Below are 13824 nucleotides of genomic sequence, written 5' to 3'. Positions count from 1 at the left end.
GCGGAGCGGGAACGACTGCTATCGTCGAAACATACATTCACCATGTATGTAATGGAGGCGGCCGTGGACGAGACCTCGGTGGCGGGCGCGCGGATCCGGTACCGCGACACCGGCGCCGGTCCCCCGGTGGTGTTCGTGCACGGGCTCTTCGTCAACGGGGAGCTGTGGCGGGCCGTCGCCCCGGCCGTCGCCGCGGCGGGTTTCCGCTGCGTGGTGCCCGACTGGCCGCTCGGTGGGCACACCGCGCCGGTACCGGCCGCCGACCTCTCCCCGCCCGGCGTCGCGGCGCTGATCGGGGCGTTCCTCGAGCGGCTGGACCTGCGCGAGGTCACGCTCGTCGCCAGCGACACCGGCGGCGCGTACACCCAGCTCCTGCTGGCCGGTGGGGGCGCGAACGACCGGATCGCGCGGGTCGTGTTCACGCCGTCGGACGCGCTCGAGGTGTTCCCGCCGGCGATCTTCGGGCTGCTGCCGGTCTACGCCCGCAGCCGGGCCGCCACCTGGCTGCTGACCCGGCTGCTCGGCGTCCGCGCCGTCCGGAACTCGCCGATCGCGTTCGGACGGCTGGCCCGTCGCCGGTTCCCCGACGACGTCGCGGCCGGGTACTTCGGCCCGGCCCGGGAGTCCGCGGCGATCCGGGCCGACCTGCGCCGGGCGCTGCGTCACGTGCACCGCAGGCACACGCTCGCGGCGGCTCCGGCGCTCGCGAACTTCCCGGGCCCGGTGCTGCTCGCGTGGGCCGCCGACGACCGGCTCTTCCCGCTCGAGCTCGGGCGGCGGCTCGCCGCGCTGTTCGGCCACGCGCGGCTGGTAGCGATCCCCGACACCTACACTCTTGTCCCGGAAGACCAGCCCGAGCCGCTCGCGCGCCTGATCGTGGAGTTCGCCACCGCCCATGCCGCCCCCGCGCCGTAGCCAGCAGGACCGGTCACAGACCACCCGGACCCAGCTGGTCACCGCCGGCCGCACGCTCTTCGCCGAGCGCGGCTACGCCCACGTCAGCGCCGACGAGATCGTCGCCGCCGCCGGGCTGACCCGCGGTGCGCTCTACCACCACTACGGCGGCAAGGAGGAGCTGTTCGCGGCGGTCTTCGAGAACCTGGAGGCGGAGGTCACCGCCGAGGTCGTCGCCGCGCTGCGGTCCGCGCCCGATCCGAGCGCGGCCCTCGGGCTCGGGCTGGCGAGGTTCCTCGACCTCTGCGCCCGGCCCGACGTCGTCCGCATCGCGTTGACCGACGCGCCGGCCGTGCTCGGGTGGGAACGCTGGCGGGCGATCGAGGCCGCGCACGGGCTCGGCGTCCTCGTCGACGCGTTGCGTGCAGCCGGGGTGCGGCACGACGTGTCCACGGCGGCCCAGCTCGTGCTGAGCGCGGTGATCGAGGCGGCGCTCCTGATCGCCCACCACCCCGACCCGGCCCGGGCCCGGGCCGGGTCCGAGCAAGTGCTCACCGCACTGCTCTCGGGCCTGCTACCGCGCTGACGGCAGCGTCCCGCTGATCTCGTTCGGCACGCCGTCGAGCGTGACCGACCCGGTGATCTCGCCGGTGGTCAGGTCGAGCCGGTGCACCATCTTCGCCGCCGGCTCCGAGACGTAGGCGTCGGTGCCGCGCACGAAGTACGCCGGGCGGGGCTGCTGCCAGTCCAGCGGCTCCTGCCACGGCGCCACCACCGGCCACGCGTGCGTGAACCGGCCCGAGACCGGGTCGACGACGTGCAGCTTGCCGTCGGTGCCGAGGATCAGCGCCTCGCCCCCGGGACCCCGGCCCAGCGAGCGGAACGTGTAGCTGACACCGGCGGGCATCGGCACCGCGCGGAGCCGGTTCGCCGCGGTGTCGATGAGCGAGAAGTGCGTCGGACGCTCGAGCTCGGCGTCCGGCTCCACCTTGTAGTCACCGAGCAGGACCGGTGAGACGTCGCTGCCGGACTGGTTGCCGGTGCGGGCGTACTCCCGGCCGCCGTCGACCTTGACGAACTTTCCGCCCTTGTAGAGCAGCACGCCGTCGTTGCAGCCGAGCGCGACGACGTCGTCCTTGGCGACGGCCTCGCCGTGGACCCCGTCGCAGTCCTCGTTGCGGGCGATCTCCTTCCCCGTGGCGTCGAGGGCGATCGCGCCGGGCCGCGACTCCTCGGTGCCGAGCGTCACGACGAGCGTCCCGTCGGCCAGCTCCACCGCCACGCCGTGGTGCGGGGTCGCGGTCCGGTACGTGCGCCCCGAGGGTTTGCCCTGGGCCAGGTCGGCCGGGTCGAAGCTGTTGACCTCCCCGGTGCCGTCGGTGAACAGGATCGTGCGGTCACCGTGGCGCACCACGTGCCCCGGCTTGGCGCCCGGATAGCTGATGCCGGTCATCGTGCCGTCGACCGCGTCGAGCACCCGGAAGCCGTCGGTCGTGGACACGAACACGTGCTCGTCGTCGCCGGCCGGGTTGACGCGATTGAACCCGTCGAGGTCGATCCGGTGCGCGACGGCGAGCGACTCGCCGTCGAGCACCAGGATGCCGCCGTCGTAGGTGACGGTGACCGGCTGCTTCACCGGCTTCGCGGCCGCCGCCGCTTCGGGTTCGTCCCCGCAGGCGCTGAGCGCCAGGACGGCGGCGGTGAGTGCGGCCGCGCCGAGGGTCGTGGGTCGTTTCACTGGTCTTTCTCCTTCAGTTGGTGCGGGTCAGGCCGCCGACGATCGCGTCGGCGTTGAAGCGCATCAGCGCCAGATAGGTCGCGGCGTCACCGTCGGGGCCGCTGAGGGATTCGGAGTGGAGCGCGACCACGCGCACGGTGAGGCCGGCCGAGGACGCCAGCACCTCGGCGAGGCGGGCGGGCCGGGAGGTGTCGGCGAAGATCGCGGGCACCCGGTGCCGGGTGATCGCCGTGGTCAGCGAAGCCAGGTCGGACGCGCTCGGGGACGCGAGCGTGGTGCCGCTCGGGATGATCGCGCCGACCACGGTCAGGTCGTAGCGCTCGGCGAGGTAGCCGAACACGTGGTGGTTGGTGACCAGGACCCGGCGGGCGGCCGGGATCGCCGCGAACCGCCGGCGCAGATCGGCGTGCAGCGCGTCGAGTTCGGCCGTGTAGTCCTCGGCCCGCGCGCGGACGGCGCTCGCGTCGACGTCGGCGTGGTCGACGATCTCGTCGGTGAGCAGGCGCACCGCGGCGACCATCCGCACCGGGTCGGTCCAGAAGTGCGGGTCGGGGAGCCCGGCGGCGTCGCCGTCCCGGTACTCGATCGGGTCGACGAGGGCGCCGACCTCGACGGTGGGGACACCGGCGGCCGCCACGTGCCTGGCGATGCCCTCCTCGAGCCCGAGTCCGTTGTGGATCAGCAGATCGGCCGTCTGCATGGCCCGGGCCTCGCGGGCCGAGATCGCGAACGAGTGCGGATCGGCGTCGGGTTTCATCAGCACGGTGACGTCGGCCTCGTCCCCGACGACCGCGCGCACGACGTCGCCGAGGATGTTCGTCGTCACCACGATCCGGGGCCCACCGTCGTCGGGCGCCGTGCAGGCGGCCACGCCGAGCAGCACGAACACGGCCAGCAGCGCTCTCATCGGCCGACCTCCACGGCGAGGTCCGGCCGCTCGCGCACGCGCAGGGTCCTGGCGGTCCGCAGCCCGTCGCGGTAGTCGAGCTCGTGGACGGCGCGGGCACGCGGCTCGGTCAGGTACGCCCGGTCGACGTCGAGCGTCAGCGACGCACCGCGCACGGCGGCCGTCGCGAGCACGGTTCCGTCGTTCAGATCGACGCTCGTCACCGTGCCGTTCGTGGCGAGCGCGAGCACGGTGGCGCCGTCCGCGGGCGGCGCGACGGCCGTCAGGTCCCGCCGCCCCGGCACGCGCCGCAGCGTGGCCTTGGCCGCGTCGACGGTCCAGATGCCGGTGCCGTCGGTGGTGGCGGCCTCGTTGCCGCGGGGACGGTAGGTGAAACCACTCGAGGGCAGCGGGGCGCCGGGCGCGGGCAGCGTCGTCGCGGTGAGCTTCCCGCCCCGCTGCTTGACCCGGACCACGCTCCTCTCGCAGGCGATGACCACGCCGCCGCGGAGGGCGGCCCAGCCGCGCGGCGCCGCGCACGGCACCGCGAGATCCCCGGTCCGGCGGCCTCGGGCGTCCGTCGCGACGACGCGGCCGCCGGTGGCGACGAGCAGCGCGTCGGCATAGGGGACGGCCAGCGCGGCGGTGGGGAGCGTGGTGCGTTCGACGATCTCGCCGGACTCCAGCTTCCGGCGGTCGAGCACGACGACCCGTCCGCCGGTGGTGCTGATCGCGGTGGAGGCGCCGGCGCCGGCGATCGTGGTGACCGGCGCGTCGAGCGTCAGCACACCGAGGGAGCGCGCCGGGGCCCGGTAGTAGTGGACGTGGTCGGAGTGGTCGACGGTCCAGACCCCGGCGTCGACGATCTCCAGGCGCCCGTCCCCGGCGTCGACGTAGACGAAGCGGCCGTCCTCGACGAGCCGCTGCGCGCCGATCCGGAGATCGACGTGCTTCTCGGTCTCGTCGGTCAGGTCGAGCAGGTGCAGCCGGTCGGCGCCGCGGGTGGCGTACGCGAGCGCAGGCCGGGGCTCGGGTAACTCCTCGGCGCCGGCGACGTAACCGTGCGGCGTCGCCTCGGCGGCGGCTCCCGGCGTCGCTCCCGCGGCCGCTCCCGGCGTCGCCTCCGCGGCCGGCTCCGTCGCGTCGGCGCAGGCCGCGAGCGTAAGCGTGGCGACGGCCGCGGCGAGCAGTCGGTGGATGGTCACAGTTGTCCTTTCGTTGCCGAAACGACCCGCCGCACGGTGAGCACGACGAAGAACAGGGCGACGGCGACCGCGGCGATCGTGGCTCCGGCGGCGGTGGCGGCGAACCAGGAGATCCACAGACCGATCAGGACGGCAGCCGAGCCGAGCAGGAACGCGGTGGCCATCACCGCGGGCAACCGCCGGGCGATCAGCAGGGCCGCCGCCGACGGCGCGATCAGCAACCCGAACGCGAGCAGCGTTCCGACGACGCTGAAGGCCACCGCCATCGTGATCGTGAGCAGCACCAGCATCACCGCGTTCGCGAGCCCGGGCCGCAGGCCGAGCGTCCGCGCCTTGCGGGGGTCGAACGTGAGGGCCAGGAACGGCCGGTAGGCGAGGGCCGACACCGCGGCCACGACGAGCGCGGCCCCGGCGAGCAGCACCAGGTCGGCCGACCGGATCGCGAGGACGTCGCCGAACAGGAACGCGGTCAGGTCGGTCGCGAACGACCGCGAGTGCGAGACGACGATGACGCCGACCGAGAGCATGCCGACGAACAGCAGCCCGATGCTCGTGTCGCGCCCGAACTCGCGGCTGTGCCGGAGCGCGTTGACGCCGATCGCCATCGCGAGCGCGCTGGCCGCCGCCCCGGCCACGAGGCTGCCGCCGAGCACCGACGCGATCGCGACGCCGGGCAGCATGCCGTGACTCATCGCCTCGCCGAGGAACGTCATTCCCCGGGCGATGACCCAGACGCCGACGAGGGCGCAGACCGCCGCCAGCAGCACTCCGCCGACGAGAGCGCGGACCACGAACGGCACCGTGAACGGTTCGAGCAGGGATGACGTCACGCGGCCACTATAATGAAGATGACAATCGTTGTCATTAAGGGGGTCGGATGAGCGCGGTCGTCAGTACGGAGGGCGTGGGTTTCCGCTACGGCGGGGTGCCGGTGCTGAGCGGGGTGACGCTCGGCGTCGAGGCCGGGTCGATGCTCGCCGTGACCGGTCCGAACGGGTCCGGCAAGAGCACGCTGCTGCACCTGCTGGCGGGGGTCGAGTCGCCGACCGAGGGGCGCGTACGCCGGGCCGGTGGCGCCCGGCTGTCGTTGTTGCCCCAGCGCACCAGCGACATCGACGCGTTACCGCTGACCGTCGCCGAGTGCGTCCGGATCGGACGGTTCCGGCCGCTGCGGCGGCTGGGCCGGGCCGACCGGCTCGCCGCCGACACGATGCTCGACCGGCTCGGCCTCGCCGACCTGGCCGGGCGGCGGCTCCGGGAGCTTTCCGGCGGGCAGCGTCAGCGCACGCTGCTGGCTCAGGCACTGGTCCAGGACGCCGAGGTGTACGTGCTGGACGAGCCCACCGCCGCGCTCGACGCGGCGAGCCGGCAGCGCGTGCACGAGCTGCTCGCCGAGCGCAGGGCCGCCGGGGCCGCGATGGTGCTGGCCAGCCACGACGCGGCCGAATCGGCGCTGGCCGACGAGTTGCTGACGCTCGGCTAGGCCGTGCCCCGCGGATCCCGCTCGCAGCGAGACACCGCTCGGGCGTCACCGGCAACGCCGACTCCCGACGAGCGCGCGACCTACGGGCTCGCGCCGACCTAGGTGCGGGGACGCAGGCGCAGGCCCTGCATGCCGCCGTCGACCGCCAGTTCGACGCCGGTCGTCGAGCCCGACCGCGGCGACGCGAGATACACCACGGCCCGGGCGATCTCCTCCGCGCTCACCAGGCGCCCGTGCGGCTGGCGCGCCTCCAGGGCGGCCCGCTCGGCCGCCGGGTCCGGTGCGCCCTCGAGCAGACGGCCGACCCACGGGGTGTCCGCGGTTCCGGGGTTCACCGCGTTGACGCGGATCCCGTCGGGCATGCCGTCGGCCGCCATCGCGCGGGTGAGCGCCGAGACCGCACCCTTGCTGGCCGAGTACACCGCACGCTGCGGCAACCCGGCCGTCGAGGCGATCGACGCGGTGTTGACGATCGCCGCCCGCGCGGACTCGCGCAGGTGCGGCCAGGCCGCCCGGGACACCCGCGCGGTACCGACCACGTTGACGTCGAGCACCCGGTGCCACTCGGCGTCGGTGCTCTGCTCCACCGAGCCCTGGGCCCCGGTTCCCGCGTTGTTGACGAGCACGTCCAGGCCACCGAGCCGAGACGCCACCGACGCCACCGCGGCGCGCACGGCGTCGTCGTCGGTGAGGTCGGCCCGGACGTACACCACATCGGCGGGACCGGCGTCGGCGACGTCGAGGACCGCGACGCGGGCGCCCTCGTCCCGGAAAGCCGTGGCGATGGCCAGCCCGATGCCTGACGCTCCCCCGGTGACCAGCGCCCGGACACCGTCGAGCTCGGCCACCTCAGGCCGACCGGAAGGTCTGGCGCTGCCGGCCCAGGCCGGTGATCTCGACCTCCACGACGTCGCCGTCACGCAGGAACTGCCCGTCGGACCGGCCCATCGCGACACCGGCGGGCGTGCCGGTGTTGATCACGTCGCCGGGGTAGAGCGTCATGAACTGGCTCAGGTACCAGACGACGTGCGCGACGCCGAAGATCTGGTTCCTGGTGTTGCCGTTCTGGCGCAGGTCACCGTTGACCCAGAGCTTCAGGCCGAGGTCCTGCGGGTCGGCGATGTCGTCGGACGTGGTGATCCACGGGCCGAACGGGTTGAACGTCTCGCAGTTCTTGCCCTTGTCCCACTGACCGCCGCGCTCGATCTGGAACGTGCGCTCGGAGACGTCGTTGCTGATCGCGTAGCCGGCGACGTGCGCCAGCGCCTCGTCCGGCGAGGCCAGGTAGCGGGCCGTGCTGCCGATGACGATCGCGAGCTCGACCTCGTAGTCGGTCTTCACCGAGGTGCGCGGGATCAGCACGTCGTCGTTCGGGGCGTTGACGGTGTCGGGCGCCTTCATGAACAGGATCGGCTCGGCCGGCGGCGTCGCGCCGGTCTCCTCGGCGTGGTCGGTGTAATTGAGCCCGATGCAGAGGATCTTGCCGATGCCGGCGAGCGGCGGGGCGAACTCGGTGGGTTCCTCCACCGCCGGGAGCGACGCGGCCCGGATGGCGGCCAGCGCGTCGGGCGCGAGCACCGCGGGCGTGACGGCGGCGTGCAGCGGGCGCAGGTCGTACCACCGGTCGTCGAGGTGGACGACGGGCTGGTCACCGTCGGCGGTGCGGGCGTGGGCGAGGCGCATGCGGGCGGCCCTCCGAATTCTCAGTGATTGAGACTAAATCTCACTAATCTGGAATTACCTTAGCCCGCCGAGAGCGGCGGGAGATAGCCGAGGCTGGCCGAAATTCGCGCGGCGGCGTCCCTGACCTGCGGCCCGACCTCGTCGAGCACCGGATCCATCCGCTCGGCCACCCCCGCGACGCTCAGCGCGGCGACCGGCTCGCCGGTGTGGTCACGGATCGGAGCGCCGCAGCAGCAGCTCGAGGGGTCGAACTCGCGCCGGTCCTCGGACCAGCCGCGGGCACGCATCGTGTCGAGCTTGCGCTCCAGGTCCGCGTCGGTGACCAGCTCCGCCCGCCGGGGCGCCGGCAGAGCCATGAGGTACGCCCGCCCGAGCGACGTGGTGTGGAAGGGGCGGGTGGAGCCGGTGTACGCGACGACGCTCACCGTCCGCACGGGCTGCTCGCGGGCGACGAACACCATCTCGGCCCCGTTCGGCACCGCGAGGTTCGCGGTCTCCCCCGTGGCCTCGACGAGTTCACGCAGCACCGGGATCGCGACGTCACGCAGGTTCACCGACTCGAGCGCGGCCGCGGCGAGCTGGGCCGCGGTGGGGCCGAGCCGGACCGGGCCACCGTGCCCCTCGCTGATCAGCCAACCCTCGTCACGCAGGCGCTCCACCAGGCGGTAGGCGGTGGCGCGGCTGAGCCCGAGCGCGTCGGCGATGCCGGCCACCGGCATCCGCCGGTGCTGCGCGACCAGCCGCAGGATGCCGAGCCCACGATCGAGCGCGCCGGGTGCCGGGGTCATGCACCCAGCCTAACGACGCAGGGCTTCGCGGACGTTGACCGAGAGCACGAGCAGGGCCGCGCCGAGGAACACGAACGTGACCACGTAGCGCCCCTCGAACCACAGCACGGCCAGCACCGCGACCGCGACGACCGCGACGAGCAGGCGCAGCAGCACGGCCAGCAGCTTCTTCTTGACCAGACCCTCGACCGCCACCAGCACCAGCAGGAGCACCAGCGCGGCGTCGGGGCCCCGGCGGATCAGCGGCGTCGACACGGCGGCGACGGCGAGCAGCATCAGCGGCGTGCTGAGCACCGCCCACCAGGAGCTGAACCGGGCCCGGAGCCCGAACATCGGCTCGATCGGCATCCGGCGGTGACGCAGGTGGGCGTGCGGATGCTGGGCCGGGGCGGCGTCGATGTGGACCTGCTCGTCGGCCAGCCGGATGCGCTCCATACGCAGCCCCAGCAGCTTCTTCTCCCGCCCGGCCAGCGCGGTCACCTCGGGCGCCGCGACCGGCAGCCCGGCGGCGTCGACCGAGAGCTCCTGACGCAGTTCGGCGATCTCGCGGTCGAGCGCGGCCACCCGGTCGGCGTTGCGCCGGGCGCGCACCTCGACGAGCTCCCGCTCCGACGCCGGGCTGGGCGCGACCTTGGCCAGGCCGGCCCAACCGACCGGGTCGCCCCAGGACGCCCGGACGCTGCCGTCGCGCGAATAGCGGGGACCGGCCGGGCCGCGCTCACCGCCGAGGCGGTCGCGGGTGTCCCGTCCCCAGAGCCCCCGGTAGTTGCGGACCCAGTCGGTGTCGTCGTCGATCAGGACCGGGCGCCACCACTCGGGCTGACCGGGGCCGATCGCCCGGCCGTCACCGCGGGCGTAGTCGACGTACGGGATGCCGACGCCGTGCCGGTCCTTGAGCGACCAGGGCACGACGTGGCGCGAGGTCCAGCGCAGCGCGTCGACGACACCGCCGAGCCGTGGGGGGCGCACCGTGATCAGGTAGTCCCCCGGCAGGTACGCCCCGGAGTGCGAGCCGGCCCCGGCGAACACCACCGGATGGCCGTCGATCAGGCTCAGATCCGGATCGTCCCAGCGGCGGCGCAGGTCGTCGCCGACCTCGTCGTGCGCCGCGAACACCACCCAGCGCGGCGGGGGCAGCTCGTCGGAGGAGGTGCCGTCGAGGTAGACGGTGACCTGTTCCCAGTCGCCCTCGTGCTCGTTGACCCCGCCGAAGGCCGACCGCCAGTTGTTGAAGCTGTAGAAGAACCAGTACTGGCAGACGATCCAGGGGTCGTCGCGGAACACGCGGCCGTAGTACGTCGGCAGGTCGGGCCGCAGGTGCTCGCGCTGGAGCAGGAACGAGCGCGCCGCGCTGCCGCCCGGAACGCTGCCCCGGAACAGCAGCGACGCCCGGTTGGCGGTGTCGATCAGCCGGGCGGTCAGCCCGACCGAGGCCAGCCGGCTGGCCCGCGCGAGGTGCGGCGGGCGCTCCCGGAGCGGGATGTGCGAGACGTCGAGTCCCTTGCCGTTGCCCCCGATACCCGAGAGCGAGAGCCGCAGGCCCTGCTCGGCCCCGCCCGCGTCGGCCAGCTTGGCCAGCGTCAGCCCGCCGGCCGGAATCTCCTCGACCTGGCCGACACCGGCCTCGGTGCGCCAGAGCCCGGCCTGGGCCACGTAGTGCTCGACCGAGATGGGAAAGAAGTACTCACCCCGGGTGAACCGCAGCACCGGTTCGTAGGCGCGCAGCAGGCGGAGGTCGTCCTCGGTGTTCGCAACCACGTGTTGATTCTGGCGCCCCACATCACCCGGCCCGCTGGCGGCGCTCGCGATAGGTGCGGGTCTTGTGGCGATTGCCGCACACCTCCATGTCGCACCAGCGCCCGCGGCCGTTGCGCGAGGTGTCGTAGAACGCCCAGCGGCAGTCGGGAGCGGCGCAGAGCTTGAGTCGCTTCCAGTCTCCGGTCGCGACGCTCACCGCGACGCTCTCGACGACCGGGTCGAGCCACGGCGTGCCGGTGTCGGCGGTCAGGCGCAGGTTGCCGGTGAGACGCAGGGGAAAAGCGGTGAGATCCGGCTCCCCGCCGGAGAGTGCCTGCCGGAGCGCGGTGCGCAGGGTGACGGCGTCGCCGGGTTCGAGCGCGTCGGAGGGGACGTGGTGCTCGCCGTGGCGGCTGAACGTCCGCTCGTCGAGCGTGTTGAGGAAGTCCACGACCCGCTGCACGACACCACTATAACCGGATAGCGGTGTTGACAACATTGCGACACCGGCAATAGGTTTCAGTGGTGTTGAATATCCCGGAAGCTGACCTGACCGATCTCCGCACCCGGCTACGCAACACCCGCTGGGCGACGCCGTGGCCCCTCCCGCCGTGGGAAGCGGGCACCGACGGCGGCACCCTGCGCCGGCTGGTGGAGTACTGGGCGTCGGACTACGACTGGCGCGAACACGAGGCGGCCATCAACGCGCTGCCGCACCACGTCGGCCCCGTGCCGTACCTGCGCTTCGGCCAGGGTTTCCCGCTCCTGCTCGCGAACGGCTGGCCGAGCACGTTCCTCGAACTCGTCGACGTGGCGGAACGTCTCGCGGCGGCGGGGTTCACCGTGATCGTCCCCTCGCTGCCGGGCTACGGCACCGCGCCCCAGCGAGCCGCGCTGGCCGAGGCGCCGCACACCCACGACCTCTGGCACACGCTGATGCACGACGAGCTCGGCTTCTCCCGGTACGGCGTGCACGGCTCGGACATCGGCGCCGGCGACGCCAGCCGGCTCGCGCAGGCGTACCCGGAGGCGGTGGCCGGCCTGCACCTGCTCGACACCGCGAACCCGGCCGCGTACGACCCGGCCGGCCTGACCGACGAGGAGCGCGCCTACCTCGACGCCGAGAACGCCTGGGCCGAGGCCGAGCGCGGGTACTCGCACGAGCAGCAGACCCGTCCGCTGACGCTGGCCCAGGGGCTCTCCGACTCGCCGTCGGGCCTGCTCGCCTGGATCCTCGAGAAGTACCGGGCCTGGAGCGACGACTTCGCGGCGTTCAGCGACGACTTCGTGCTCACCCAGGCGTCGCTGTACTGGTTCACGAACTCGATCTCGACGTCGTTCCGGCCCTACTACGAGCGGGCCCACCAGCTCGTTCCGACGGTGTCGCGGGTCGACGTGCCGACCGCGTACGCGCGCTTCCCCGCCGACCTCGGCGCGCGCAAGCCCCGCAGCTGGGTCGAGCGCACCTACCCGGTGGCCCGCTACACGCTGATGCCGCGCGGAGGCCACTTCGCCGCGCACGAGGAGCCGGCGCTGCTGGCCGACGACATCACCGCGTTCTTCACCGCACTGCCACGGTGACGCCGTCCGCGCCGGTGCTGTCACGCAGCAGGATCTTCGTGGGCGTCGCGCCGGTGGCGACCTCGAACACCAGGCTGAGGTTCGCGGTGGCGCCGGGCGCGAACTCCCGCGGGTCGTTCTCGGTCGCCGTCGTGGAGGCGAGGAGGTTGAACTCGTACATCTGGCCGGCGGCGTCGTAGGCCTCGTAGAAACCGAGGCCGCGCGGCACCGGCGCCCGCCCGGTGTTCTTCACCGTGACCTGGTAGACGCAGAACTGCTGGGCGGCCTTCACGTAGTCGATCGCCGTCTTCCCGCACTCGCCGGACTTCACCGTCCACTCGAGGTCGCCGTCCTTGACCGGCTCGTTCAGCCGGCCGGTCCGCTCGCCGCCGGGGCCGGCGGTGTCGCGGGCCTCGTTCCCGCCGCCGTTGGCGAGGTAGATCGCGCCGGCGATGCCGCAGACCAGGCACACCGCGAGCAGCGCGACCCCGATACCGATCGCGATCACGCCGCCGCTCGACTTCTTCGGCGGCGGTAACTGCCCGTACCCGGACGGCGCCCCGTAGGGGGCCGGGCCGGGCGGCGGCTGGTTGCCGTACGGGTATTGGGGCTGACCGTACTGGGGCTGACCGTACGGAGGCTGGCCGTATTGGGGCTGACCGTACGGATCGGGAGGGTACGACATGGACCCGAACGGTAGCGGTGGGCCGCACGCCCACCCGAGGGCGGCGTGCGACCCGGCCGCTACCGCGGCGCGATGCGGCTCAGCGCAGCGTGTCGACGTCGATCACGAAGCGGTACCGCACGTCCGAGGAGAGCACCCGCTCGTAGGCCTCGTTCACCGCGTCGGCGCCGATCACCTCGACCTCGGGTGCGATGCCCTGCTCGGCGCAGAAGTCGAGCATCTCCTGGGTCTCGGCGATACCGCCGATGTTCGAGCCGGCGAACGAGCGCCGCGCTCCGATCAGCGCGAACGCGGGCACCTCCAGCGGATCCGGCGGCGCGCCGACGCTGACGAACGTGCCGTCCAGGCGCAGCAGGCGCAGGTAGGACCCCATCGGGATCGAGGCGCTGACCGTGTTGATGATCAGGTCGAAGCTGTTCCGGAGCGTCTTGAACGTGTCCCGGTCGCTGGTGGCGTAGTAGTGCTTCGCGCCGAACGCCAGCCCGTCGTCCTTCTTGTTCAGCGTCTGCGAGAGCACGGTCACCTCGGCGCCGAGCGCGGCGGCGATCTTGACCGCCATGTGGCCGAGGCCGCCCAGTCCCACCACGGCGACCTTCGAGCCGGGGCCGGCCTTCCAGTGCCGCAGCGGCGAGTAGGTGGTGATGCCCGCGCAGAGCAGCGGCGCCGCCGCCTCGTACGGAATCGACTCGGGCACCCGCAGGACGAAGTCCTCGTCCACGACGACGTGCGTCGAGTAGCCACCCTGGGTGACGCTGCCGTCACGGTCGACGCCGCCGTAGGTCATGGTGGCGCCGCCGAGGCAGTACTGCTCCTGACCGTCCCGGCAGGGCTCGCACTCGCGGCACGAGTTCACCATGCACCCGACGCCGACCCGGTCGCCGACGGCGTGCCTGCTGACGTCTGCCCCGACCTCGGCGATCCGGCCGACGATCTCGTGGCCGACCGCCAGCGGGTAGGTCACCGGACCCCACTCGCTCCGCACGGTGTGGATGTCGGAGTGGCAGATGCCGGCGTAGCGGATCTCGATGAGGACATCTCGGGCACCGAGGTCACGGCGCTCGATCGTGGTACGGACCAGCGGGTCGGTGGCGGAGGTCGCGGCGATGGCATTGACGGTACGAATGAGCTACTCCCCTGAGCACGAAGTTCGAGCTCAACGATAGCG

General features: G+C 73.0%; 15 protein-coding genes. 4 read left to right on the top strand and 11 right to left on the bottom strand.

Translation table 11 applies throughout. From position 1 onward, the window contains the following. The first annotated feature begins 51 nt into the window (after positions 1-51). Both CRYAR_RS11300 and CRYAR_RS11295 read left to right on the top strand, forming a co-directional pair. Entirely contained in the window at positions 52-915 is an 864-nt protein-coding gene (locus tag CRYAR_RS11300; protein WP_035850420.1) for an alpha/beta fold hydrolase, read from the top strand. Next, a complete protein-coding gene (locus CRYAR_RS11295) occupies positions 896-1480 on the top strand; it encodes a TetR/AcrR family transcriptional regulator (RefSeq protein WP_063725696.1) in 585 nt (194 codons plus the stop codon). Before CRYAR_RS11300 ends, CRYAR_RS11295 begins: the two co-directional genes overlap by 20 nt. Here the strand turns inward: CRYAR_RS11295 and aztD are convergent. The 4 genes from aztD to aztB are packed head-to-tail and all read right to left on the bottom strand — an operon-like array spanning position 1469 to position 5553. After that, complete coding sequence (gene aztD / locus CRYAR_RS11290) at positions 1469-2632, bottom strand: zinc metallochaperone AztD (protein WP_035850417.1); 1164 nt, start codon at positions 2630-2632, stop codon at positions 1469-1471. The genes CRYAR_RS11295 and aztD overlap by 12 nt on opposite strands. Before the next feature lie 13 nt (positions 2633-2645). Then, complete coding sequence (aztC, locus tag CRYAR_RS11285) at positions 2646-3539, bottom strand: zinc ABC transporter substrate-binding protein AztC (protein WP_035850414.1); 894 nt, start codon at positions 3537-3539, stop codon at positions 2646-2648. Beyond that, on the bottom strand, positions 3536-4723 hold the full coding sequence (locus CRYAR_RS11280) for a PQQ-binding-like beta-propeller repeat protein (RefSeq protein WP_035850410.1): 1188 nt from the start codon (positions 4721-4723) through the stop codon (positions 3536-3538). The genes aztC and CRYAR_RS11280 overlap by 4 nt, the downstream gene beginning before the upstream one ends. Next, positions 4720-5553: a zinc ABC transporter permease AztB gene (aztB, locus tag CRYAR_RS11275; protein ID WP_035850408.1), complete on the bottom strand. Its 834-nt coding sequence runs from the start codon at positions 5551-5553 to the stop codon at positions 4720-4722. Before aztB ends, CRYAR_RS11280 begins: the two co-directional genes overlap by 4 nt. A gap of 47 nt (positions 5554-5600) precedes the next feature. On the opposite strand from aztB, the gene aztA reads away from it, so the two are divergent. Further along, positions 5601-6206, top strand: coding sequence for a zinc ABC transporter ATP-binding protein AztA (aztA, locus tag CRYAR_RS11270; protein ID WP_035850406.1), 606 nt, complete (start codon positions 5601-5603; stop codon positions 6204-6206). Between the two features lie 98 nt (positions 6207-6304). Here aztA and CRYAR_RS11265 read toward each other — a convergent pair whose 3' ends face one another. From CRYAR_RS11265 to CRYAR_RS11245, 5 genes are read right to left on the bottom strand one after another with little or no spacing between them, the layout of a single operon-like run. Continuing rightward, the gene (locus CRYAR_RS11265) at positions 6305-7054 is read right to left on the bottom strand and encodes an SDR family NAD(P)-dependent oxidoreductase (RefSeq protein ID WP_035850404.1); all 750 of its coding nucleotides are present in this window, start codon (positions 7052-7054) and stop codon (positions 6305-6307) included. A 1-nt stretch (position 7055) separates the two neighbouring features. Next, complete coding sequence (locus CRYAR_RS11260; protein WP_035850402.1) at positions 7056-7889, bottom strand: fumarylacetoacetate hydrolase family protein; 834 nt, start codon at positions 7887-7889, stop codon at positions 7056-7058. A gap of 59 nt (positions 7890-7948) precedes the next feature. Beyond that, the gene (locus CRYAR_RS11255; RefSeq protein ID WP_035850400.1) at positions 7949-8677 is read right to left on the bottom strand and encodes an IclR family transcriptional regulator; all 729 of its coding nucleotides are present in this window, start codon (positions 8675-8677) and stop codon (positions 7949-7951) included. A gap of 9 nt (positions 8678-8686) precedes the next feature. Continuing rightward, a complete protein-coding gene (locus tag CRYAR_RS11250) occupies positions 8687-10435 on the bottom strand; it encodes a hypothetical protein (RefSeq protein ID WP_035850397.1) in 1749 nt (582 codons plus the stop codon). 22 nt (positions 10436-10457) lie between these two features. After that, positions 10458-10877: a CGNR zinc finger domain-containing protein gene (locus tag CRYAR_RS11245; protein ID WP_211247392.1), complete on the bottom strand. Its 420-nt coding sequence runs from the start codon at positions 10875-10877 to the stop codon at positions 10458-10460. A gap of 62 nt (positions 10878-10939) precedes the next feature. Here CRYAR_RS11245 and CRYAR_RS11240 point away from each other — a divergent pair, with 62 nt between their 5' ends. Next, complete coding sequence (locus CRYAR_RS11240; protein WP_035861776.1) at positions 10940-11995, top strand: epoxide hydrolase family protein; 1056 nt, start codon at positions 10940-10942, stop codon at positions 11993-11995. On the opposite strand, the gene CRYAR_RS11235 is transcribed toward CRYAR_RS11240, so the two are convergent. Together CRYAR_RS11235 and CRYAR_RS11230 are read right to left on the bottom strand one after the other, a co-directional pair. Further along, complete coding sequence (locus CRYAR_RS11235; RefSeq protein ID WP_084700352.1) at positions 11976-12659, bottom strand: DUF4352 domain-containing protein; 684 nt, start codon at positions 12657-12659, stop codon at positions 11976-11978. The two genes, CRYAR_RS11240 and CRYAR_RS11235, sit on opposite strands and share 20 nt — an antisense overlap. 79 nt (positions 12660-12738) lie before the next feature. Continuing rightward, positions 12739-13782, bottom strand: a complete 1044-nt coding sequence (locus tag CRYAR_RS11230; protein ID WP_035850390.1) for an NAD(P)-dependent alcohol dehydrogenase — start codon at positions 13780-13782, stop codon at positions 12739-12741. Between the last annotated feature and the right edge of the window lie 42 nt (positions 13783-13824).

Source organism: Cryptosporangium arvum DSM 44712 (assembly GCF_000585375.1).
GTDB lineage: Bacteria > Actinomycetota > Actinomycetes > Mycobacteriales > Cryptosporangiaceae > Cryptosporangium > Cryptosporangium arvum.
The sequence above is the reverse complement of the archived record's forward strand: the minus strand, read 5'-3'. Positions and strand labels throughout refer to the sequence as shown.